This window comes from Delftia sp. Cs1-4, from assembly GCF_000214395.1.
GTDB classification, from domain to species: domain Bacteria; phylum Pseudomonadota; class Gammaproteobacteria; order Burkholderiales; family Burkholderiaceae_C; genus Comamonas; species Comamonas acidovorans.
Genome location: NC_015563.1, coordinates 2,472,469 through 2,493,323, shown reverse-complemented (window position 1 = coordinate 2,493,323; position 20,855 = coordinate 2,472,469). Strand labels below are relative to the sequence as shown.

The window sequence follows — 20,855 nt, the reverse complement described above, 5'->3', positions numbered from 1 at the left end:
CTTGCAGTGGGCTCAGGGGCGCGACGCGATCAGGTCCACGGGCGCGGCATGCAGCAGGTTGAGCTTGCGGGGGATGAGCTTGAGCTCGAAGAAGGTGTCGGCGATCTGCTGCTGCTCGGCCAGGATCTCGCGCGTCACGGACGAGGTGCCGAAGCGGGCACGGCTCAGGTACAGCTCGGTGATGGACTTGTCCAGGCCCAGGATGCTGGACAGCTCGGCGGCCGCCGCCATCTGGTTCTTCGAGGCCCAGCGGTCAATCCCATCGACCTCTTCGATGGCAATGCGCAGCACATCGGCATTGCGCGTGGCGAAATCGCGCGAGGTGAAGTAGTAGGCGCGGTTGTTGACCACGCCCGTGGCATCGGCCAGCAGGCGGGCGTCCAGCGTCTTTTGCGCGGCAGCCAGGAAGGGATCCCAGATCAGCCAGGCATCGACGGAGCCGCGCTCGAAGGCGGCGCGCGCATCGGCCGGCGCCAGGAAGACGGACTGCACATCGCCGTACTTCAGGCCATGCTTTTCCAGCAGCTTGACCAGGAAGTACTGCACGTTCGAGCCCTTGTTGTAGGCCACGCGCTTGCCCTTGAGGTCCTGCACGCTGCGGATGGGCGAATCCTTGGGCACGATCACCGCCTCCAGCCCGGGGCGCGGCACGGTGGCACCCGCATAGACCAAAGGCGCGCCTGCTGCCTGCGCAAAGATGGGCGGGGCCTCGCCCACATCGCCGAAGTCGATGGAGCCCACGTTCAGCGCCTCCAGCTGCACGGGGCCGGCGTTGAACTCGATCCAGCGCACCGACACGCCCAGCGGCGCCAGCCGCTTTTCCAGCGTGCCCCGGCTCTTCAGGATGGACAGCCAGCCCTTTTGGTGGCCCACGCGCAGCACGCGGTCACCCGCCTTGTCCTGGGCCAGGGCCGGGCCGGCCACCGTGGCGACTGCTGCGGCAAGGCCCGCGCCCAGCAGTTGGCGTCGGCGCCAGTTGGCTGTGTGTCGGGGGAAAGAATCGAACGAGACCATGACGGACATCCTTGGAAGAGTGGTGCGTGGTGCAGGCAAAGCGCTGCCCATGCATGCGCGCGGCATGCAGCCAGAAAACAAAAAAAGGGAAGGCGGAGCAAGGGGCAGCCGCCTGCAGGACCAGGCCTGCAGACGCGCCGCACGGAGTCGTCAGGTGCTACATCGCCGGCTGGCGAAGGCCATGGTCTCGAAGCGAGGAAAAGGGCTGGATGCCACCACGCCTGCCACACCTGCCTTGCCTGCCACTCCTGCCTTGTGCATCCGCACGCCTGCCTGCGCCGTGCGGCGCGGGGCCTGCAAAGAGTGGCGGGAAGTCAGCAAGATGGACATGGCGGATCGTGGGGGTTGGCAGGGGTCTGGGAAAGCGGGTGAATTCAGTGGGTGGGTGGGCGCCGGCCGGGCCGGCGCGCCGCACTCACTTCTTGGTGTAGATCTGGTCGAAGCTGCCGCCGTCGGCAAAGTGGTCCTTGTCGGCCTTGGCCCAGCCGCCGAAGGCCTGGTCGATGGTGACCAGCTCCAGCTTGGGGAACTTGTCCGCGAACTCGGCCTTGACCTTGGCATCGGTGGGACGGTAGTAGTTGCGGCCGGCGATGCGCTGGCCTTCCTCGGAGTACAGGTACTTCAGGTACTCCTCGGCCACGGCGCGTGTGCCCTTCTTGTCCACGACCTTGTCGACCACGGCCACCGAAGGCTCGGCCAGGATGGACAGCGAAGGCACGACGATCTGGAACTTCTCGGGACCGAACTCCTTGAGTGCCAGGAAGGCCTCGTTCTCCCAGGCCAGCAGCACATCGCCCACGCCGCGCTGCACGAAGGTGATGGTGGCGCCGCGCGCGCCCGTGTCCAGCACGGGCACGTTCTTGAACAGCTTGCCGATGAAGTCCTTGGCCTGTGCGTCGCCGCCGTACTTGCGCTTGGCGAATTCCCAGGCGGCCAGGTAGTTCCAGCGCGCACCGCCGCTGGTCTTGGGGTTGGGCGTGATCACCTGCACGCCGGGCTTGACCAGGTCGTCCCAGTCCTTGAGGTTCTTGGGATTGCCCTTCTTCACCAGGAAGACGATGGTGGAGCTGTAGGGCGCCGAGTTGTGCGGCAGGCGCTTTTGCCAGTCGGCCTTGAGCAGGTTGCCGTTCTTGACCAGGGCGTCGATGTCGCCGGCCAGCGCCAGCGTGGCCACGTCGGCGTCGATGCCGTCGATGATGGAACGCGCCTGCTTGCCCGAGCCACCATGCGACTGCTTGACGCTCACGTCCTGGCCGCTCTTGGCCTTCCAGTGCTTGGCGAAGGCCTGGTTGTATTCCACGTACAGCTCGCGCGTCGGATCGTAGGAGACATTGAGCAGTTGCACCGACTGGGCCAACGCCGGCAGAGCCGACAGGGTCAAGCCCGCGATCAGGCCGGCGGCGACAGGAAACTTGATAAAGTGGCGGCGAATTTTCATTGGAGTGTCGGTAGAGAGTGGAGACGACGGTCTGGTGCCGTGGAAAGCATTCTCAAAGCCAACTCTTAAAACTCAAACCAATAAGATTTCAGTTTGTTATTCCCAAAACATCTGAATCTCCACAAGACAAGGACTCAATTCCCCATGGCACGTACCGTTCACTGCATCAAGCTTGGCGTTGACGCTGAAGGCCTGGATTTCCCGCCCTACCCCGGCGAGCTGGGCAAGCGCATTTTTGAAGGCGTGAGCAAGCAGGCCTGGGCCGACTGGCTCAAGCACCAGACGATGCTGGTCAACGAAAACCGCCTGAACCTGGCCGACGCACGCGCCCGCCAGTATCTGGCCCGCCAGATGGAAAACCACTTCTTCGGCGGCGGCGCCGATGCGGCGGCCGGCTACGTGCCTCCTTCGGCCTGAGCCGCTTCGCGCCCTTTCACCGCCCCCGTCGCACTGCGCCGGGGGCGGTTTCATTTGCGGTGCCGCAAACGGCCGCCGCCCAGAGACCGCCTACAATGCCCGCCTTCTTGCGCTGGACGGCGCAGTGGCCGCACACCCTGCGGCGCGGGCCGGTCTTCACCCGAGGTTTTCCGTGCTTCCATCCGTCTCCCTGCTGGAATCGTTCCAGGCATCGCAGTTCACCGTCATGCTGGTGATCTACCTCGTGGCCATCACGGCCGAAGCCATGTCGGGCGCGCTGGCGGCGGGCCGGCGCAACATGGACATCTTCGGCGTGGCCGTGATCGCCTTCGTCACCGCGCTGGGCGGCGGCACCATCCGCGACATGGTGCTGGGCCACTACCCCATCGGCTGGACGCAGCACCCTGAATATGTCTACCTGGTCATCTCGGCCGGGCTGCTGACCATCGTCGTGGCACGCCACATGCACCATCTCAAGCAGGTCTTTCTGCTGCTGGACGCCATGGGGCTGATCGCCTTCTCGCTGATCGGCTGCAACGTGGCGCTGGAGCTGGGCTACCCGCCCGTGGTGGTGGTGATGTCAGGCATGCTGACCGGCATCAGCGGCGGCATTCTGCGCGACGTGCTGTGCAACCAGGTGCCGGTCGTCTTCCGGCGCGAGCTGTACGCCAGCGTGTCCCTGGCCGTGTGCCTGCTGTTCCTGGGGCTGCGCACACTGGAAGTGGGCTCCAACCTCAGCACCGTCGTCTGCTTTGCCGGCGGACTCACGCTGCGCCTGGCTGCCATCCGCTTCAATTGGCGGCTGCCCGTGTTCTCCTACCAGCAGCGCTGGGAGGAGTAGTTCTGCCCCTTGCCCATGTCCGAACCCATTGAATGGCTGCCCGATGGCACGCCCTACAGCCCGCGCTTCGGCGACCGCTACCACAGCGAACTCGGCGGCCTGGACCAGGCCCGCCACGTCTTTCTGGGCGGCTGCGGCCTGCCGGCGGCCTGGGCCGATGCGCCGCAATGGCGCATCCTGGAGACCGGTTTCGGGTTCGGACTGAATTTCCTCGTTGCCTGGGAAGCCTGGAAGGCCGATCCCCGGCGCCCGAGGCTGCTGCATTTCGTCTCGGCCGAGGCCTTTCCCGTCAGTGCCGACGCCATGCGCCAGGCCATGCCGCGCGAGCCAGGATTGCGCCTGCTGGCCGAGGAGCTGGCCACCCGGTTCCAGGGCCTGCTGCCCGGCGTGCACCGCCTCGCCTTCGAGCAGGGGCGCGTGCTGCTGACGCTGTACATCGGCGATGCCCAGGCCATGCTGCGGCGCCAGCAGATCACGGCCGACAGCATCTACCTGGACGGCTTCACGCCGGAACTCAACCCCGACCTCTGGAGCGCCGATACCCTGCGCGCGCTGGCGCGCCATTGCCGGCGCGGCACGCAGCTGTCCACCTGGTGCGTGGCGCGCACGGTGCGCGATGGCCTGGCCCAGCACGGCTTTCAGGTGCGCAAGGTGGATGGCGTGCGCCCCAAGCGCCACAACCTGCATGCCGTGTTTGACCCGGCCTGGCAACCGCGCGGGCCGCGTGCACAGCCGCAGGAACCCCTCACCCCACGGCGCTGCATGGTGCTGGGTGCAGGCATTGCCGGCGCGGCCGCCGCCGCCAGCCTGTCGCGCCGTGGCTGGCAGGTCACCGTGCTGGATGCTGCCGACGCGCCTGCAGCGGGCGCCTCCGCCCTGCCCGCAGGCCTGTTCTGCCCCCATGTCTCGCCCGATGACAGCCTGCTGTCCCGCCTGAGCCGCGACGGCGCACGCCTGACCCTGGCGCAGCTGCAAATGCTCTCCGGCCAGGGCCTGCTGCAACCGGGCACGGACTGGTGCGATACCGGCGTGCTGGAGCACGGCGTGGAAGCCGCCCCGCGGCTGCCGCGCGACTGGCAATCCCCCGGCCCGGGCGCCCACTGGAGCCGGCCCGCAAGCGCCGATCAACTCTCGGCGGCCGGCCTGCCCGCCGACGCCCCTGCCTGCTGGCATGCGCAGGCCGGCTGGGTGCGCCCGGCGCGGCTGGTGCAGGCGCAGCTGGCGCTGCCCGGCGTGCGCTGGCAGGGCCGCGCCTGCGTGGCGCGTCTTGCATGTACCGACACAGCCGGTGGCGCGCCCGTCTGGCAGGCCCTGGATGCACAGGGCAATCTGCTGGCCGAGGCTGAACTGGTCGTTCTCGCACTGGGCCCCGCAACCAATGCGCTGCTGGAGCACAGCCTGGGCGCCCAGGCCGGGTGGCCGCTGCAGCCCATTCGCGGCCAGGTCAGCTGGGATGTGCACACCCCGGCCAGCGCGCAGGCCATGCCGCCCTTTCCCGTCAACGGCCATGGCAATCTGGTGCCTGCCATGCCGCTGCCCGGCGATGCAGCCGGGCCATGCTGGGTCATGGGATCGACCTTCGAGCGCGACCAGACCGCGCTGCCGCCAAGTCCCGAAGACCAGGCCGCAGCCCATGCAGCCAATGGCGCAAAGCTGGCGCAGCTGCTGCCACGTGCCTACCAGGGCCTGCAAGGCTTCTTCGACGCGCCACCGCGCGCCACCTGGGGCGCCGTGCGCGTGGCCTCGCCAGACCGGCTGCCCGTGGTCGGACCGGTGTCCGATCAGGCTCCCGGCCTGTGGGCGCTGACGGCCATGGGCTCGCGCGGGCTCACGCTGTCGCTGCTGTGCGGCGAGCTGCTGGCAGCACGCGTGCACGACGAACCGCTGCCCCTGGACGCCAGGCTGGCGGCTGCCCTGGCCAGCGAACGCCTGGGCCGCAGGCGCTGAGCCGTTGAACCGCCCGGCCGCTGAACGGCCCGGCATTCACACAACGGCCTGAAAGAAAACCCGAGTCTTCCCGCAGACGGTTTTTTGTCACTCGTTATGTTTGTTGGTGCATATCGCTAGAATCCGGAACCTGTTTTCAAAAGGAAACAACCAGCCGCTCCCCGCGTTCAACCACACAAGAACCTGAAACCGTGACCCGCCAGCCCCGCTCCTGCGCTCCCGCATCCTCACCCGCCCTCTGCTCACCCTCGTTCCGCCTTCGCTCCGCACTGACACAAGCCCTGCTGCTCGCAGGCCTGGCCGCCAGCACGCAGGCGCAAGCCCAGGTCGAGGCCCCATCGGGTGCACCTGCAGCACAGGCTTCGCAGACCTTCCAGTTGGGCACGGTCGATGTGCACGGTGCGCGTGATGAGGCGCAGGCCATATCCGGCGATGAACAGCGACTGGACGCCGACGAGATGCGCCAGCGCAATGCCGACACCGTGGCCGACGCCGTGCGCCTGCTGCCGGGCGCCACGCTGTCGCGCAACAATCGCAACGAGGAAATGATCTACCTGCGCGGCTTCGATCCGCGCCAGGTGCCGGTCTTCGTGGACGGCGTGCCGCTGTACGTGCCCTATGACGGCTATGTGGACTTCGGCCGCTTCACCACCTTCGACCTGTCCGAGATCCGCGTGGCCAAGGCTGGCGCATCGCTGATGTATGGCCCCAATACGCTGGGCGGCGCCATCAACCTGGTCACGCGCAAGCCGGTCAAATCCTTCGAGGGCGATGCACGCATCGGCGCAGGCGCAGGCGGCGAACGCAAGGCCGCCGTGAACCTGGGCGGCAACCTGGGCACCTGGTACTACCAGCTTGGCGCCTCCTACCTGGACGCGGACAGTTTTCCGCTGCCCAAGGGCTTCAAGGACTTCAAGAAGCAGCCCACCGACACGGGCAACTACCGCGACAACGCCTACCGCACGGACAAGCGGCTGTCGTTCAAGCTGGGCCTCACGCCCAATGCCACGGACGAATACGCGCTGGGCTATGTGCGCCAGGAAGGCGAGAAGGGCAACCCCGTGTATACCGGCAGCGCCACGGGCAAGAACGTCATCCGCTACTGGCGCTGGCCCTATTGGGACAAGGACAGCGTGTACTTTCTGAGCACCACGCGCATCAATGCCGACAACCTGCTCAAGACGCGCATCTACCACGACACCTACCAAAACGGCCTGGACATGTACACGGACGCGAGCTACTCGCGCCATGACCCCACCAGCAGCTACAAGGACGTGAGCCAGGGCGCCAGCGTCGAGTGGGCCAACTACAGCTTCAAGGGCCATGCGCTGCGCCTGGGCGCGCACTACAAGATCGACGAGCACACCGATGCCGCCTCGGCCAAGGATCCCAGCAAGCACTACCGCGACGCGACGCGCTCCCTGGTGGTCGAGGACACGATCTCCCTGGCCGAGCGCTGGAGCCTGAACCTGGCGCTCAGCCACGACCAGCGCGATGCGCGCGAGGTCTACCAGTGGCCCACGGGCTCCGCCAGCGCCACCAATGGCGTGGCCAAGCTCGGCTATGCGCTGGGCGGCGGCAGCGAGGCGTATTTCATCGCCTCGCACAAGACGCGCTTTCCCACCATCAAGGACCGCTACTCGGCACGCATGGGCACGGCCCTGGCCAACCCCGACCTGCAGCCCGAGACGGCCAACCACCTGGAGCTGGGCGTCAGCGGCTCGCCCTGGCAGGGCGGCCAGGGCCAGGCCGCGCTGTTCTACAGCCGCGTGCGCAACCAGATCCAGACCGTGGTCGTGGCCTCTGCCGAGTGCGGCGGCACCACCTGCAACCAGGCGCAGAACGTGGGGCGCACGCGCAACATCGGCATGGAGCTGTCCCTGGCCCAGCAACTGTCCGCGCAATGGGGCGTGAACGCCGGCTACACCTACCTGGACCGCCGCAACACCAGCGACTCCAGCATCACGCTGACCAACACGCCGCGCCACCGCCTGCTGGCCGGCGTTCAGTGGCGTCCGCTGGCGCAGTGGGAATTCAATGCCGAGGTCGAGACCGAGAAGGGCCGCTACGTGCCGCTGTCGGGCAGCGGCCAGTTGCAGACGCTCAAACTGCCCGGCTACGGCATTGCCAACCTGCGTGCACGCTACAAGCCGCGCAGCGACATCACCGTGGACTTCGGCGTGGCCAATATCGGCGACAAGTGGTACCAGTTCGATGACGGCCTGCCCATGCCGGGCCGCAGCTGGTATGTCAACCTGGGCTATCGCTTCTGAAACGGGTCGGAGACTGTGCCCGTGCCTGATTCCATGGAACCGATCTGCCACCCTCGCCGCCGCCTGCTGGGCGCCCTGCCCGCGCTGGCCGCCCTGAGCGGCTGCGCCGCCCAGCCGGCCGAACCTGCCAGCGTGAACGTGGCCGTGGTCGGCGGCCTGTCGCTGTGCGGTGTGTGGCCGCACCTGGCCGACGCGGCGGGCCGCAGCCTGGGCCTGTCCGTGCGCACCGCCGTTGCCGCGCCCAAGGAGGGCGTGATCCCCGCCATGGCCCAGGGCCGCGCCCAGCTGCTGCTCATCCACGCCAGCGACGAAGCCATGTCGCTGGAGGCTGCCGGCCTGGCATCGGCCGCGCGGGTCTGGGGCTGGAACGAGCATGTGTTCGCCGGCCCAGCGCATGATCCGGCCGGGGTGCGCGGCGCGGCCGATGGCGTCGAGGCCATGCGCCGCATCGTTGCCAGCGGCTCGCCCTTCATCGCGCTGCGCGACCCCGGCAGCTATACCGTGGTCCAGCGGCTGTGGCGCCGCGCCGGCATACGGCCGGACGCCCGCTGGCTGCGCGCCGACACCGGGCCGCGCCCCCAGGCCGTGCTGCAGTTGGCGGCCGAGCTCCAGGCCTATGCCGTGGTGGGCCATATCCCGCTGCATTTCGGCAAGATGGGCGCGCCCGGCATCGAACTGCTGCTGCACGGCGACCCGCTGATGCGCCGGCCCTATGTGCTGCTCACGCCCGGGCCGCGCCACCCGGCCGACGCTGGCCAGCGCCGCAGCGCGCAACGGCTGGCCGAGCATCTGCTGTCCGCACCGGGCCAGCAGGAACTGGCGCTGGCCAATGTGGCAGCCGGAGGTCCCTGGATCTTCGGGCGCGACAGCATGCCCCTGGTCAACGACACCGGCGGCGGCCAGGAGTAAAAACCTGCCTGGATCCCACAAGCACCGCATGCCATGAACTCACCTGCCACCCTGCCCCTGGCCGCCCTGGTCCATCCCGACGACGAGCATGCAATGGAGCTGCTGCTCGAACGCGTGGCACGCCGCCTGCAAGGCGCGGGCTGGCGCGTGGGCGGGCTGGTGCATCGCCAGGACCGCTATGCCAACGGCAACAAGCGCATGCAGCTGTTCGACCTGCGCAGTGACCGCCAATTCGAGCTGTCCCAGGACCTGGGCTGCGCCTCGCGCGCCTGCAGTCTCAACCCCCAGGCCCTGGCCCAGGCCAGCGCCGTGCTGCGCCAGGCGCTGGACGATGGCGTGGATCTGGTGGTGATCAACCGCTTCGGCATCGTCGAGGCCTCGGGCCAGGGCTTTGCCGCCGAATTCGCGGCCTTTGTCAAGGCCGGCACGCCCGTGCTCACGGCCGTCGCGGCCCGCCATCTTGAAGACTGGCGCAGGTATACCGGCAGCCTGCATGCCGAGCTGGCAGCCGATGAGGTGCAGATCGAGCAATGGTGCCAGGCACAGCTTGAGCGCCGTGGCTGCGCCAGCCCCATCCCCTGATTTTCATGACCGATCTTCTGTTCACCCGCCGCCGCTGGCTGGGCCAGGCCATGGCGGCACTGGCCTCATCGGCTCTTGTTCCCGGCCATGCCCAGACCACGACCATTGCCGCGCGCATAGGCCAGATACCGGACGCGACCAAACTGCGCCGGGTGTTTGCTGCCGGCCCCCCCGCAGGCGTACTGGTGGCTACGCTGGCACCGCACAAGCTGCTGGGCTGGCCCCAGCAGCTGGACGATGTCTCGCGCGCCTATCTGGGGCCCACGTTGCAGGCGCTGCCGCATCTGGGCCGCCTGTCCGGGCGCGGCAGCACCATGCCGCTGGAGTCGCTGCTGAAGCTGCAGCCCGACCTGGTGCTGGACGCCGGCACGGCCGATGCCACCTATATCTCGGCCACCGAGCGGCTGGCGCGCCAGACCGGCCTGCCCTGCGTGCTGATCCAGGGCTCGCTGGCCGACCACCCACGCCAGTTGCGCGAGGTCGGCGCCCTGCTGGGCGAGGCCGCACGCGGCGAGACGCTGGCCCGCCATGCCGATGCCGTGGCAGCGCTGGCGCAGCGTGCCACCCAGGGCCTGGCACCGGCCGAGCGCCCGCGCGCCTATTTCGCGCGCAGCGCCAATGGGCTGGAAACAGGGTTGGCGGGCTCCATCAATGTGGAAGCCGTCGAGTACGCGGGCGGGCGCAATGTGGCCGCCGATGCAGGGCGCGGCGGGCTCACGCGCGTGTCCATGGAGCAGATCCTGGCCTGGGACCCGCAGGTCATCGTCACGCAGGAACCCGGCCTTGCCGAGCGCATGCGCCAGGACCCGCTGTGGCGCGGCGTGGCCGCCGTGCGCTCGGGCCGCGTGCACTGCGCGCCGGTCTGGCCCTTCGGCTGGCTGGATGGTCCGCCCGGCGTCAACCGGCTGATCGGCGTGCGCTGGCTGCTGGAAAAGCTCCACCCACAGGCGCCGGCCCTGCAGGGACTGCCGCCGTTGGAACGCGAGGTGCGCGACTTCTACCGCCTGTTCTACGGCGCCGACCTGTCGCCCGCAGCGCTGGGCAGGCTGATGGAGGCTGCGCGTTGATGCCTGCCACAGGCCGCCGCCTGGGGTGGGTGCTCGCACTGGCCTTGCTGGCCGCCGTGCTGCTGTGGGCACTGGCGGCGGGTCAGTTCTCCATCGCGCCGCAGCAGCTGTGGCAGTCGCTGCTGGCGCGCGCAATGGGCACTGCCTCGCCCTTGTCGGCCAGCGCCGAGACCGTGCTCTGGAACATCCGCCTGCCGCGCATCGCCGCAGGCCTGGCCGTGGGCGCCACGCTGGCGGCGGCGGGTGCGGCCTACCAGGGCATGTTCCGCAACCCGCTGGTCTCGCCCGACATCCTGGGCGTCTCGGCCGGTGCCGGCCTGGGCGCGGTGCTGGGCATCTTCCTGGGCTGGTCCATGGCGGCCGTGCAGGCCCTGGCCTTTGGTGGCGGGCTGGCCGCAGTGGCCGTGGTGGTGGCCATCAGCGCCAGCGTGCGCCGCCATGACCCGGTGCTGGTTCTGGTGCTGGCCGGCATTGCGCTGGGCGCGCTGCTGGGCGCGGGCATCGCCCTGGTCAAGACGCTGGCCGACCCCAATACGCAGCTGCCATCCATCACCTTCTGGCTCATGGGCGGCCTGAGCGCCGTGACGCTGCCCGAGCTGGGTGCCACGGCGCCCGTGATGCTGTGCGCCCTGCTGCCCCTGCTGCTGCTGCGCTGGCGCATCAACCTGCTGGGCCTGCCCGACGAGGAGGCGCTGGCCCTGGGCGTGCCCGTGGCACGCCTGCGCCTGCTGCTGGTGGCCTGTGCCACGCTGGGCACGGCGGCCGCCGTGTCGCTGGCCGGCATCGTCGGCTGGGTGGGGCTGGTGGTGCCGCATGTGGCGCGCCTGCTGGTCGGCCCCAATTTCGTGCGCCTGCTGCCGGCCTCGGCGCTGCTGGGCGCGGGCTTCGTGGTGGCGGCCGACACCCTGGCGCGCAGCGCGGCGCGCATCGAGCTGCCGCTGGGCATTCTCACGGCCCTGGTCGGCGCGCCCTTCTTTCTTTACCTGCTGTCGCGCACGGGGCGCAATGACTGAAGTGCAGGCCCCACCCGTGCTGCAGACGCTGGCCCTGGCCACGGGCCATGGGCGCCGGCGCGTCAGCCAGGGGCTGGACCTGGCCATTGCCGCAGGCGAGGTGCTGTGCCTGCTGGGCCCCAACGGCTGCGGCAAGACCACGCTGTTCCGCACCGTGCTGGGCCTGCTGGCGCCGCTGGCCGGAGAGGTGCGCGTGCAGGGCCAGCCCGTGCACAGCTGGCCGCGTGCCGAGTTTGCGCGGCGCGTGGGCTATGTGCCCCAGGCGCAGGCCGGCGTCTTCGGCTTCGAAGCGCTGGACATGGTGCTCATGGGCCGTGCCGCGCGCCTGCCTGCGCTGGCCCGGCCTTCAAGTGCCGACCGTGCCCTGGCGCTGGGCTGCCTGGAGCAGTTGGGCATCGCCCATCTGGCGCTGCGCCCCTATACCGAGCTGAGCGGCGGCGAGCGCCAGCTGGTGCTGATCGCACGCGCCCTGGCCCAGGAGCCCGCGCTGCTGGTCATGGACGAGCCCACGGCCAGCCTGGACTTCGGCAACCAGATCCGCGTGCTGGACCAGATTGCCGCGCTGCGTGCACGCGGCATGGCCGTGCTGCTGTCCACCCACCAGCCCGAGCATGCGCTGCAGGTGGCCGACCGCATCGCCCTGCTGGGCCGCGGCGGCCTGCAGGCCTGCGGTGCGGCGGCGCAAGTGGCGACACCGGCCGCGCTGGCTGCGCTCTATGGGGTGAGCGAGGCGGCGGTGGCGGCGCGGCTGCCGGCAATCCCTAAGGTCTGGGCGGGCGCCACTTCCAGCACGGCGGCGGCGTCAAGGGCCGGCCTGCATCCTTGAGCAAGCGCTGCAGCAATTGCTGCTCGCTGTGGATGGAAGGATCGGCCAGCAGCCGGGCAAACTGGGCTCCTCCGTCCTGCATGCCGAGCGGGGCGGACGCTTGCATCAGCCACTCCAACTGGCGGCGCCGGGCCTGGGCCGCGGCGCGCTCGGTCGGGGTTTTGGCCAGCCGGCGTTGAATCGCCAGCCCAAAGCCCTCGTCCAGCACGGTCGATGCGCGCTCCGTCAGCAGGTGGGCTACATGCAGGCAGTCGGCCTCGCGCGCCGGGGTTTTGCCCATCGCTTCGGGTTTGCAGGCATCCAGCAGCGCCTTGTAGCCCGTCAAGGGAAAGGCTGTCCAGATACCTATTGCAGTGATCACCGCGCCTTCCTCGAGCCGGTAGTTCGGACTGCCACCCAGCGCCTGCAGCTCCTGTGCCGTGGGCGGATGACGCAGCAAAGCGGACTGCATCCAGCGCACGCCGTCATACATGTGCAGGTCCGCATAGCGGCTTTCGCGCGCTGCAACCAGCAGTTCCTGCGGTCCCAGCGCCTGCTGCATCAGCGCAGAGAAATTGCTGGGCTCCAGCGCCAGCCAGCGGCGAGCAGCCTCGGAGCGCACTTCGCCTTCGTCCTCAGGGGCCTTGGAGGCCAGCAGTTGATAGGCCAGCGCATCCTGCCCTGCCCGCTCCAGCGCGTCCTGGCGCCAGCCCTCGGCCTGGCTGACAGCGCTTTTGTCGCGGGGCGACAGATTGATCAGGATGGCCGCAAAGGCCAGATCGCGCCCGCTGCCGGAACCGGCCAACTGCGCCGCCACGCGATGCAGATACGCATCCCAGGCTGATTCCTGTGCGGATTCGTCGGGTTCAGGCGTGTCAGCTGTGTGCGCTGCTGACAACGGGGACGGCGGCGGTGCCGGCTTCTGGGCCTGCGCCTGAGCAGCAGTTGCCAATGCCAAGGCCAGCCCGATGGCGGCACAACGGTTTCGCATTCTGAAATCCTCCCTCTGGCCGGAAAGCATATCGGCCGCCCATGCGTTTGACATGCCCAGCCCCACAAAGCCTGCTGCCATTCACTTATATCCATATCCACATACTTGCAGGACAAAACAATCGTTTGCTTCTATAAGGCCATTGCTTACATTTCCGTCCATGCAGGGTTCTGCGCGCGTTTCCCGCAAGTGCCTCGGTGCCACGCAATGAACCCCTGCACCGCCGCCACTGGCGGCAGTCGAAGACCCCACATCCGAAGCGCCATGTACCAATACACCGAATTCGACAAACAGTTCATCCGCCTGCGCGCCGAGCAGTTCCGTGACCAGCTCGAACGCTGGCAGGCCGGCAAGCTCTCGGAGGATGAGTTCAAGCCCCTGCGCCTGCAAAACGGCTGGTATGTGCAGCGCTACGCGCCCATGCTGCGCGTGGCCGTGCCCTACGGCGAACTGTCCAGCGCCCAGTTGCGCGTTCTGGCCCGCGTGGCCCGCGAGTACGACCAGCCCGACGCCGCCCTGCTGGCCGAGGCCCGCGCCACCCAGGACCGGCTGGGCGACATCCCGCTGCACGACGGCCGCCGCATCGGCTCCGACCTGAAGTTCGGCTACGGCCACTTCACCACGCGCACCAACGTCCAATACAACTGGATTCCGCTGTCCAAGGCCGCCGACGTGATGGACCTGCTGGCCAGCGTCAACCTGCACGGCATCCAGACCAGCGGCAACTGCATCCGCAACATCAACAGCGACGCGCTGGCGGGCATTGCCATCGACGAGATCGCCGACCCCCGCCCCTTCACCGAAATCCTGCGCCAGTGGAGCACGCTGCACCCCGAGTTCAGCTTCCTGCCGCGCAAGTTCAAGGTCTCCATCAGCGGCGCCGAGGAAGACCGCGCCGCGCTGGGCTGGTACGACGTGGGCCTGCAGTTGCTCAAGAACGAGGCTGGCGAGCTGGGCTTCAAGGTGCGCGTGGGCGGCGGCATGGGCCGCACGCCCACCATCAGCCCAGTGCTGCGCGAGTTCCTGCCCTGGAACCAGCTGATGAACTACCTGGAAGCCGTGATCCGCGTCTACAACCGCTACGGCCGCCGCGACAACGCCTGGAAGGCGCGCATCAAGATCCTCGTGAAGTCCGAGGGCCAGAACTTCATCGACCAAGTCGATGAGGAATTCCGCCAGATCGTCGAGGTCGAGGGTGGTCCCCACACCATCACGCAAGCCGAGTACGACCGCGTGGCCGCCAATTTCCGCGAGCCCGAGCTGGACCTGTCGCCCGCCAATGCCGAGGCCGAGACCCTGGCCCTGCTGCGCACGGCCGCCGAGGAAGACAAGGACTTCGGCCGCTGGCTGATCAGCAACGTGCGCCCGCACCGCCACCCGCAACTGCGCGCCGTGCTGCTGTCGTTCAAGCGCCTGGGCTACGCGCCCGGCGACGCCACGGCCGACCAGATGGATGCCGCCGCCGCGCTGGCCGACCAGTTCTCGGCCGGCGAGATGCGCGTCACCCACGAGCAGAACCTGCTGCTGCCCTGGGTGCGCCGCGACCAGTTGCCCCAGCTGTACAAGGCGGCCAAGGCCCTGGGCCTGGCCAAGCCCAACATCGGCCTGCTGACCGACATGATCGCCTGCCCTGGCGGCGACTTCTGCTCGCTGGCCAATGCACGCTCCCTGCCCATTGCCGAGGCCATCACCGAGCGCTACCAGGATCTGGACGAGCTGTGGGACCTGGGCGAGATCGACCTGCACATCAGCGGCTGCATCAACAGCTGCGGCCACCACCACAGCGGCCACATCGGCATCCTGGGCGTGGACAAGGACGGCAAGGAGTGGTACCAGATCACGCTGGGCGGCGCCGACGGCTCCCACCTGTCCGGTCCGGCCACGCCCGGCAAGATCATCGGCCCCTCGTTCAGCGCCGCCGAAGTGCCCGGCGTGATCGAAGCCCTGCTGGCCACCTACCGTGAGCAGCGCCAAAGCGAAGGCGGCCGTTTCGAGACCTTCATCGCCACCGTGCGCCGCGTGGGCATCGACCCGTTCAAGGCCGCCGGCAATGCCGCCCGCCACCCCGCCAAGCACACCGAGGAGGCGGCCGCCTGACCCCAGGTGAGAGCCGCAGGAGATCCCCATGAAAATCATCGCCACCCAAGAGCACCAAAGCCCGGCCGAAGGCCAGCAGACCATCATCGCCCCGGCCAATGACGCCGATCCCTTCACGCTGGATCTGACCGGCGTGCAGCGCATCGACCTCAACTTTCCCAAGTTCACCGATGGCCGCGCCTTCAGCCAGGCCCGCCTGCTGCGCAAGCGCCTGGGCTTCCAGGGCGAAATCCGCGCCACCGGCGACGTGCTGATCGACCAGCTGGTGCAGATGCAGCGCTGCGGCTTCGACGTGGCCGTGCTGCGCGAAGGCGTGGACATCGCCGACGCCCAGCGCCAGCTCGACCGCTTCCACGGCTTCTACCAGGGCGATGCCGTCCATCCCGAGCCCCACTTCGTCAAGGCGGCCTGACATGGGTGCGCAAAGCTTTCTGTCGCGACAGGCATCGGCCAAGGCCACCGAGGTCAACGGCCGTGCCAGCAGCGGCTTTGCCGACAAGCTGGCCGCCACCGAGGCCCTGCTGCGCGAGGCTGCGGCGCTGGGCGCCGAGGCCGTGACGCAGGCCTCCAGCCTGGGCGCAGAGGATGTGGTGATCACCGACATCATCCACCGCCTGGGCCTGGACATCCCCGTCTTCGTGCTGGACACCGGCGCCCTGCACACCGAGACCCTGGCCCTGCTGGAGCGCACCCAGTCGCTGCCCGGCCTGAGCGTCAAGGTCTACCGGCCGCAGCTCGAATCGGTGATCCACTTCATCCGCGACAACGGCCAGGACGCCATGTACCGCAGCATCGAGCTGCGCAAGGCCTGCTGCGGCGTGCGCAAGATGGAGCCGCTGGCGCGCGCGCTGGCTGGCAAGAGCGCCTGGATCACGGGCCTGCGCCGCGAGCAGTCCAACGCCCGCGCCGACGTGCCCGCCGTGGACCGCAGCGAGGTCGAGACCAAGGGCCTGACCAAGTTCAACCCGCTGACCGACTGGACCCAGGGCGATGTCTGGCACTACATCGCCAGCCATGGTGTGGACTACAACCCGCTGCACGACCAGTTCTATCCCAGCATCGGCTGCGCACCCTGCACGCGCGCGGTCAGTCTTGGCGAGGACTTCCGCGCCGGCCGCTGGTGGTGGGAGGATGAAGCGGCCAAGGAATGCGGCCTGCATGCCAAGAAGTGAAGCCTGCAGGGTTTGACACCGATTTGATTGGAAACCAAGAAATGAATGCCCGTGTGGACACCTCCGTGCTGAGCCATCTCAGCAACCGCCACCTCGACGCCCTCGAAGAGGAAACCATCTTCGTGCTGCGCGAAGTGGCCGCCGCCTTCGAGCGCCCCACCCTGCTGTTTTCGGGCGGCAAGGACTCGCTGGTCATGCTGCGCTGCGCCGAAAAGGCCTTCGGCAAGGGCCGCATCCCCTATCCGCTGCTGATGATCGACACCGGCCACAACTTCCCGGAAGTGACCGACTTCCGCGACCTGCGTGCCAAAGAGCTCGGCGCCGAACTCATCGTGCGCAGCGTCGAGGACTCCATGGCACGCGGCACCGTGCGCCTGGCCCATCCGGGCGAAAGCCGCAACGTCCACCAGTCGGTAACGCTGCTGGAGGCCATCGATGAATTCCGCTTCGACGCCCTGATCGGCGGCGCGCGCCGCGACGAGGAAAAGGCCCGCGCCAAGGAACGCATCTTCAGCCACCGCGACAGCTTCGGCCAATGGCAGCCCAAGGCCCAGCGCCCCGAGCTGTGGACGCTGTTCAACACGCGTCTGGCCCCCGGCGAGCACTTCCGCGTGTTCCCCATCAGCAACTGGACTGAACTCGATGTCTGGCAATACATCGAGCGCGAGCAGATCGCCCTGCCCAGCATCTACTACACGCACAAGCGCGAAGTGGTGGAGCGCCGCGGCCTGCTGGTGCCCGTGACCGAACTCACGCCCCCACGCGACGGCGAGGAAGTCGTGGTGCGCGACGTGCGCTTTCGTACCGTGGGCGACATCACCTGCACCTGCCCCGTGGAAAGCGAAGCCGCCACGGCAGCCGACATCGTGCTCGAAACCCTGGCCGCCGAAGTCAGCGAACGCGGCGCCACGCGCATGGACGACAAGACCAGCGACGCCTCCATGGAAAAGCGCAAGAAGGACGGATATTTCTGATGACCACCGCAAGCATTGCCGCCGACGCAGCCGTCGCGGATTCCACGGCCACCCAGGCCAGCCAGGCCACACAGCAGACCGCCGCCAACGCCTCGGCCTTGCGCTTCATCACCTGCGGCTCCGTCGATGACGGCAAGAGCACGCTGATCGGCCGCCTTCTGGTGGACACGCGCGCCGTGCTGCAGGACCAGCTGGCCGGCGTCACCAAGAGCGGCGAGACCGACCTGGCGCTGCTGACCGACGGCCTCTCGGCCGAGCGCGAGCAGGGCATCACCATCGACGTGGCCTACCGCTACTTCGCCACCGAAAGCCGCAAGTTCATCATCGGCGACGCGCCGGGCCATGAGCAGTACACGCGCAACATGGTCACGGCCGCCAGCAGCGCCGACGCCGCCGTGGTGCTGGTCGATGCCACCAAGCTCGACTGGAAGAACCCGCAACTCACCCTGCTGCCGCAGACGCGCCGCCACAGCCTGCTGGCCCACCTGCTGCGCGTGCACTCGCTGGTGTTTGCCGTCAACAAGCTCGACGCCATCGAAGACCCGCAACAGGCCTTCGTCCACATCCGCGGCGCGCTGGAGCGCTTCACGGCCGAGGCCGGCATTGCCTCGGCGGCCACCGTGCCCGTCTCGGCCCTCAAGGGCTTCAACGTGGTCAACGCCGAGCCCGGCTGGGCCGGCTACGACGGCCCCAGCCTGCTGCAACTGCTAGAGCAGTTGCCCAACACGCCGACCGACACCGGCCTGGCGCTGGCCTTCCCCGTGCAGTGGGTGGAGAAATTCTCGTCCTCGGCCGATACCAGCCAGGGCCGCCGCGTGTTCTGGGGCCGCGTGGCCGCAGGCCGCGCACGCGTCGGCGACGCCGTGCAGATCCTGCCCAGCGGCCAGCAGGCCGTGATTGCCCAGGTGCTGGACCATGCCCGCGTTCCCGGCTCCATCGACGCAGGCCTGTCGGCAGGCATCACGCTGGACCGCGAGGTCGATGTCTCGCGCGGCGACTGGCTCGTCGCAGCCCCTGCGGCTGCAGCGGTCGCTGCCGATGACGACTTCGACGCCCAGGAAGCGCAGCCCGCATGGCCCAGCAAGCGCGAGCTGACCGCCACCGTGGCCTGGATGGACGAGCAGCCGCTGGTCCCCGGCCGCACCTACCTGGCGCTGCACGGCCACCGCTGGATCAAGGTCAAGGCCCGCCGCGTGGTGCACCGCCTGAACATCCACACGCTGGCCCAGGAAGAGGCCACCCAGCTGGAGCCCAACGCCATCGGCCGCGTGGAGCTGCTGCTGCAGGAAAGCATTCCCGCAGCGCCCTTCGCCCAGGCCCGCCAGTTGGGTGCGCTGATCCTTGTGGACACGGCCAGCCACGCTACCGCAGGCGCTGCACTGCTGGATTGAGCAACTGGACAGTCCCGCTTCGCGAGCCGGCACATGCCGGCTCGTGGGCTTTCGGAAAACCGCAGCAGTCCGCGCCAGAATCCTTGCCATGTGCGGGACTGGCTCCTGAAAAATTTTAGAATCCCGGGTTGATACCGACATTCACACTGCCATAAAAGACTCCCATGACTCACGTCGTCACCGAAAACTGCATCAAGTGCAAATACACAGATTGTGTGGATGTCTGCCCCGTGGACTGCTTCCGCGAAGGCCCCAACTTCCTCGTGATCGATCCTGACGAGTGCATCGATTGCGCCGTGTGCATCCCCGAATGCCCGGCCAATGCCATCTTTGCCGAGGAAGACGTCCCCGCCGACCAACTGGCCTTCATCAAGCTCAATGCCGAGCTGTCGCTGGAAAAGGGCTGGAAGAGCATCACCAAGCGCAAGGCCTCGCTGCCCGACGCCGACGACTGGAACGGCAAGCCCGGCAAGATCGACCAGCTCGAACGCTGAAGCCGCGCAGCCCATGCAAGACACCTCCGGCACGCAACCGATCCAGACCGATGCCCTCGTCATAGGCGCGGGCCCGGCGGGCCTGTTCCAGGTGTTCCAGCTGGGCCTGCAAGGCATTCGCTGCCATGTCGTCGATGCCCTGCCCCATGTGGGCGGGCAGTGCGCGCAGCTGTACGGCGACAAGCCCATCTACGACATCCCGGGCATTCCGGTATGCACGGGCCATGAACTGGTCCAGCTGCTGCAGCGGCAGATCGCGCCCATGGACGCGCAACTGCACCTTTCCCAGCAGGTCTCCCAGCTGCAGCGCATGGACGATGGCCGCTGGCTGGCGCAGACCACGCACGGCCTTGAACTGCATGCGCGCAGCGTCTTCATTGCAGCTGGCGTGGGCGCTTTTGTGCCCAAGGCGCTGAAGGTGCCCGGCGTGGAGCTGCTGGCTGCAGGCCAGCTTCACTACCATCCTGCCGATCTGGAAATGGTGCGCGGCCAGACCGCCATCGTCCACGGTGGCGACGAAGAGGCCGTGGCCGCAGCCATTGCCTGCGCCGATAGGGCCCAGGCCACCTACCTGCTCTACCGCCGCGACGCCTTCCAGGCTTCGGCCGCACTGCTGGAGCGCCTGCAGGAGCTGCGCGACAGCGGCGCCATCCGCGTGGTGATCGGCCAGATCACGCAACTGCATGCCGACTCAGGCCTGCTGCGTGCCGTGCAGTGGATGGATGGCGAAGGGCAGGAGCATGAACTGGCGGCGCAGCAACTGGTCGTCTGCCTGGGCATCTCCCCCCGCCTGGGCCCGGTCGCCGAATGGGGCCTGGCCATGGAGCGCAAGCAGCTGCTGGTGAGCCCAGCAACCCAGGCCACCGATGCGCCCGGCATCTATGCGATTGGCGACATCGTCAGCTACCCGGGCAAGCACAAGCTGATCCTGTGCGGCTTCCATGAAGCCACCATGGCGGCCTTTGCCGCCGCCGAGTATCTGCAGGGCGAAAAACCGCTGCTGCAGTACACGACGACCAGCGCACGGCTGCACGCCATCCTCGGCGTTTCCCACCCGCAGGCATGATTCCTCGCGGCCGCACCCCCGCGGCCCTACAGTTTGGCGCGGCAGTGTCGATAGAGTTGGCAGCGTCCACTCATGCACATCAAGCCTATGGTTGCCACACTCGAAGCCCCTCCCAACACCGCCATCGCGCCACCGGCCGATCCGCGCAGCTTCACCTTCCAGATGCCGCTGTTTCGCCCCGGCACGCATGTCACGCAAAACGGCAAGGCCGAGAAGGTCAGCCACGTGATACTGCGCCGCCGCGAACTGATGGTCTACCTGGTCGGCCATGAAGACCCCGTCAGGCCTGAACGGCTGAGCATCACGCCTTCGATGTTCACCACACAGCGGCGCCCTGAAGCCTTGAGCTGGATCCTTTGAAAGA

20 protein-coding genes are annotated in these 20,855 nt (G+C 68.2%); 17 read left to right on the top strand and 3 right to left on the bottom strand.

Annotation, left to right across the window (positions count from 1 at the left end):
* Positions 1-12 precede the first annotated feature (12 nt).
* Positions 13-1,014, bottom strand: a complete 1,002-nt coding sequence (locus DELCS14_RS10930) for a sulfonate ABC transporter substrate-binding protein (RefSeq protein WP_013801661.1) — start codon at positions 1,012-1,014, stop codon at positions 13-15.
* A gap of 415 nt (positions 1,015-1,429) precedes the next feature.
* Positions 1,430-2,452: a sulfate ABC transporter substrate-binding protein gene (locus DELCS14_RS10925; protein WP_013801660.1), complete on the bottom strand. Its 1,023-nt coding sequence runs from the start codon at positions 2,450-2,452 to the stop codon at positions 1,430-1,432.
* A gap of 144 nt (positions 2,453-2,596) precedes the next feature.
* Here DELCS14_RS10925 and DELCS14_RS10920 point away from each other — a divergent pair, with 144 nt between their 5' ends.
* The 9 genes from DELCS14_RS10920 (at position 2,597) to DELCS14_RS10880 (ending at position 12,327) form a co-directional block, all read left to right on the top strand.
* The gene (locus DELCS14_RS10920; RefSeq protein WP_013801659.1) at positions 2,597-2,869 is read left to right on the top strand and encodes an oxidative damage protection protein; all 273 of its coding nucleotides are present in this window, start codon (positions 2,597-2,599) and stop codon (positions 2,867-2,869) included.
* Positions 2,870-3,041: 172 nt separating this feature from the next.
* Complete coding sequence (locus DELCS14_RS10915; protein WP_013801658.1) at positions 3,042-3,710, top strand: trimeric intracellular cation channel family protein; 669 nt, start codon at positions 3,042-3,044, stop codon at positions 3,708-3,710.
* A gap of 15 nt (positions 3,711-3,725) precedes the next feature.
* On the top strand, positions 3,726-5,657 hold the full coding sequence (gene mnmC / locus DELCS14_RS10910) for an FAD-dependent 5-carboxymethylaminomethyl-2-thiouridine(34) oxidoreductase MnmC (protein WP_013801657.1): 1,932 nt from the start codon (positions 3,726-3,728) through the stop codon (positions 5,655-5,657).
* Positions 5,658-5,848: 191 nt separating this feature from the next.
* Positions 5,849-7,930: a TonB-dependent receptor gene (locus tag DELCS14_RS10905; protein WP_013801656.1), complete on the top strand. Its 2,082-nt coding sequence runs from the start codon at positions 5,849-5,851 to the stop codon at positions 7,928-7,930.
* Positions 7,931-7,951: 21 nt separating this feature from the next.
* Positions 7,952-8,839 (top strand): tungsten ABC transporter permease, encoded by an 888-nt coding sequence (locus DELCS14_RS10900; protein WP_228676870.1) that lies wholly within the window; start codon positions 7,952-7,954, stop codon positions 8,837-8,839.
* Positions 8,840-8,872: 33 nt separating this feature from the next.
* Entirely contained in the window at positions 8,873-9,421 is a 549-nt protein-coding gene (locus DELCS14_RS10895; protein WP_013801654.1) for a DUF2478 domain-containing protein, read from the top strand.
* 5 nt (positions 9,422-9,426) lie between these two features.
* Positions 9,427-10,488, top strand: coding sequence for an iron ABC transporter substrate-binding protein (locus DELCS14_RS10890; RefSeq protein WP_013801653.1), 1,062 nt, complete (start codon positions 9,427-9,429; stop codon positions 10,486-10,488).
* Positions 10,488-11,501, top strand: a complete 1,014-nt coding sequence (locus tag DELCS14_RS10885; RefSeq protein WP_013801652.1) for an iron ABC transporter permease — start codon at positions 10,488-10,490, stop codon at positions 11,499-11,501. The genes DELCS14_RS10890 and DELCS14_RS10885 overlap by 1 nt, the downstream gene beginning before the upstream one ends.
* Positions 11,494-12,327: an ABC transporter ATP-binding protein gene (locus tag DELCS14_RS10880; protein ID WP_013801651.1), complete on the top strand. Its 834-nt coding sequence runs from the start codon at positions 11,494-11,496 to the stop codon at positions 12,325-12,327. The genes DELCS14_RS10885 and DELCS14_RS10880 overlap by 8 nt, the downstream gene beginning before the upstream one ends.
* Here DELCS14_RS10880 and DELCS14_RS10875 read toward each other — a convergent pair.
* Positions 12,263-13,297 (bottom strand): hypothetical protein, encoded by a 1,035-nt coding sequence (locus tag DELCS14_RS10875; RefSeq protein ID WP_013801650.1) that lies wholly within the window; start codon positions 13,295-13,297, stop codon positions 12,263-12,265. The two genes, DELCS14_RS10880 and DELCS14_RS10875, sit on opposite strands and share 65 nt — an antisense overlap.
* A 264-nt stretch (positions 13,298-13,561) precedes the next feature.
* On the opposite strand from DELCS14_RS10875, the gene DELCS14_RS10870 reads away from it, so the two are divergent.
* The 8 genes from DELCS14_RS10870 to DELCS14_RS10835 all read left to right on the top strand — a co-directional run bounded on the left by DELCS14_RS10870 (position 13,562) and on the right by DELCS14_RS10835 (position 20,851).
* Entirely contained in the window at positions 13,562-15,394 is a 1,833-nt protein-coding gene (locus DELCS14_RS10870; protein WP_013801649.1) for a nitrite/sulfite reductase, read from the top strand.
* Between the two features lie 28 nt (positions 15,395-15,422).
* Positions 15,423-15,806 carry a DUF934 domain-containing protein gene (locus tag DELCS14_RS10865; protein ID WP_013801648.1) on the top strand — a complete coding sequence of 128 codons (384 nt, stop codon included), beginning with the start codon at positions 15,423-15,425 and terminating at the stop codon, positions 15,804-15,806.
* Between the two features lies 1 nt (position 15,807).
* The gene (locus DELCS14_RS10860; protein ID WP_013801647.1) at positions 15,808-16,566 is read left to right on the top strand and encodes a phosphoadenylyl-sulfate reductase; all 759 of its coding nucleotides are present in this window, start codon (positions 15,808-15,810) and stop codon (positions 16,564-16,566) included.
* A 41-nt stretch (positions 16,567-16,607) separates the two neighbouring features.
* Positions 16,608-17,540: a sulfate adenylyltransferase subunit CysD gene (gene cysD, locus DELCS14_RS10855; RefSeq protein ID WP_013801646.1), complete on the top strand. Its 933-nt coding sequence runs from the start codon at positions 16,608-16,610 to the stop codon at positions 17,538-17,540.
* On the top strand, positions 17,540-18,931 hold the full coding sequence (locus tag DELCS14_RS10850; RefSeq protein ID WP_013801645.1) for a GTP-binding protein: 1,392 nt from the start codon (positions 17,540-17,542) through the stop codon (positions 18,929-18,931). Before cysD ends, DELCS14_RS10850 begins: the two co-directional genes overlap by 1 nt.
* A 164-nt stretch (positions 18,932-19,095) precedes the next feature.
* Complete coding sequence (gene fdxA, locus DELCS14_RS10845) at positions 19,096-19,425, top strand: ferredoxin FdxA (protein WP_013801644.1); 330 nt, start codon at positions 19,096-19,098, stop codon at positions 19,423-19,425.
* A gap of 13 nt (positions 19,426-19,438) precedes the next feature.
* Positions 19,439-20,491 (top strand): NAD(P)/FAD-dependent oxidoreductase, encoded by a 1,053-nt coding sequence (locus tag DELCS14_RS10840; protein ID WP_013801643.1) that lies wholly within the window; start codon positions 19,439-19,441, stop codon positions 20,489-20,491.
* A gap of 87 nt (positions 20,492-20,578) precedes the next feature.
* Entirely contained in the window at positions 20,579-20,851 is a 273-nt protein-coding gene (locus DELCS14_RS10835; RefSeq protein ID WP_228676869.1) for a hypothetical protein, read from the top strand.
* The last annotated feature ends 4 nt before the right edge of the window (positions 20,852-20,855 follow it).

Coding starts and splice junctions, on each gene's coding strand:
- DELCS14_RS10840 (WP_013801643.1), top strand. CDS start 19,439: ATGCAAGACACCTCCGGCACGCAACCGATCCAGACCGATGCCCTCGTC.
- DELCS14_RS10930 (WP_013801661.1), bottom strand. CDS start 1,014: ATGGTCTCGTTCGATTCTTTCCCCCGACACACAGCCAACTGGCGCCGA.
- DELCS14_RS10835 (WP_228676869.1), top strand. CDS start 20,579: ATGGTTGCCACACTCGAAGCCCCTCCCAACACCGCCATCGCGCCACCG.
- DELCS14_RS10880 (WP_013801651.1), top strand. CDS start 11,494: ATGACTGAAGTGCAGGCCCCACCCGTGCTGCAGACGCTGGCCCTGGCC.
- DELCS14_RS10865 (WP_013801648.1), top strand. CDS start 15,423: ATGAAAATCATCGCCACCCAAGAGCACCAAAGCCCGGCCGAAGGCCAG.
- DELCS14_RS10850 (WP_013801645.1), top strand. CDS start 17,540: ATGACCACCGCAAGCATTGCCGCCGACGCAGCCGTCGCGGATTCCACG.
- DELCS14_RS10885 (WP_013801652.1), top strand. CDS start 10,488: ATGCCTGCCACAGGCCGCCGCCTGGGGTGGGTGCTCGCACTGGCCTTG.
- DELCS14_RS10875 (WP_013801650.1), bottom strand. CDS start 13,297: ATGCGAAACCGTTGTGCCGCCATCGGGCTGGCCTTGGCATTGGCAACT.
- fdxA (WP_013801644.1), top strand. CDS start 19,096: ATGACTCACGTCGTCACCGAAAACTGCATCAAGTGCAAATACACAGAT.
- DELCS14_RS10860 (WP_013801647.1), top strand. CDS start 15,808: ATGGGTGCGCAAAGCTTTCTGTCGCGACAGGCATCGGCCAAGGCCACC.
- cysD (WP_013801646.1), top strand. CDS start 16,608: ATGAATGCCCGTGTGGACACCTCCGTGCTGAGCCATCTCAGCAACCGC.
- DELCS14_RS10895 (WP_013801654.1), top strand. CDS start 8,873: ATGAACTCACCTGCCACCCTGCCCCTGGCCGCCCTGGTCCATCCCGAC.
- mnmC (WP_013801657.1), top strand. CDS start 3,726: ATGTCCGAACCCATTGAATGGCTGCCCGATGGCACGCCCTACAGCCCG.
- DELCS14_RS10920 (WP_013801659.1), top strand. CDS start 2,597: ATGGCACGTACCGTTCACTGCATCAAGCTTGGCGTTGACGCTGAAGGC.
- DELCS14_RS10925 (WP_013801660.1), bottom strand. CDS start 2,452: ATGAAAATTCGCCGCCACTTTATCAAGTTTCCTGTCGCCGCCGGCCTG.
- DELCS14_RS10890 (WP_013801653.1), top strand. CDS start 9,427: ATGACCGATCTTCTGTTCACCCGCCGCCGCTGGCTGGGCCAGGCCATG.
- DELCS14_RS10870 (WP_013801649.1), top strand. CDS start 13,562: ATGTACCAATACACCGAATTCGACAAACAGTTCATCCGCCTGCGCGCC.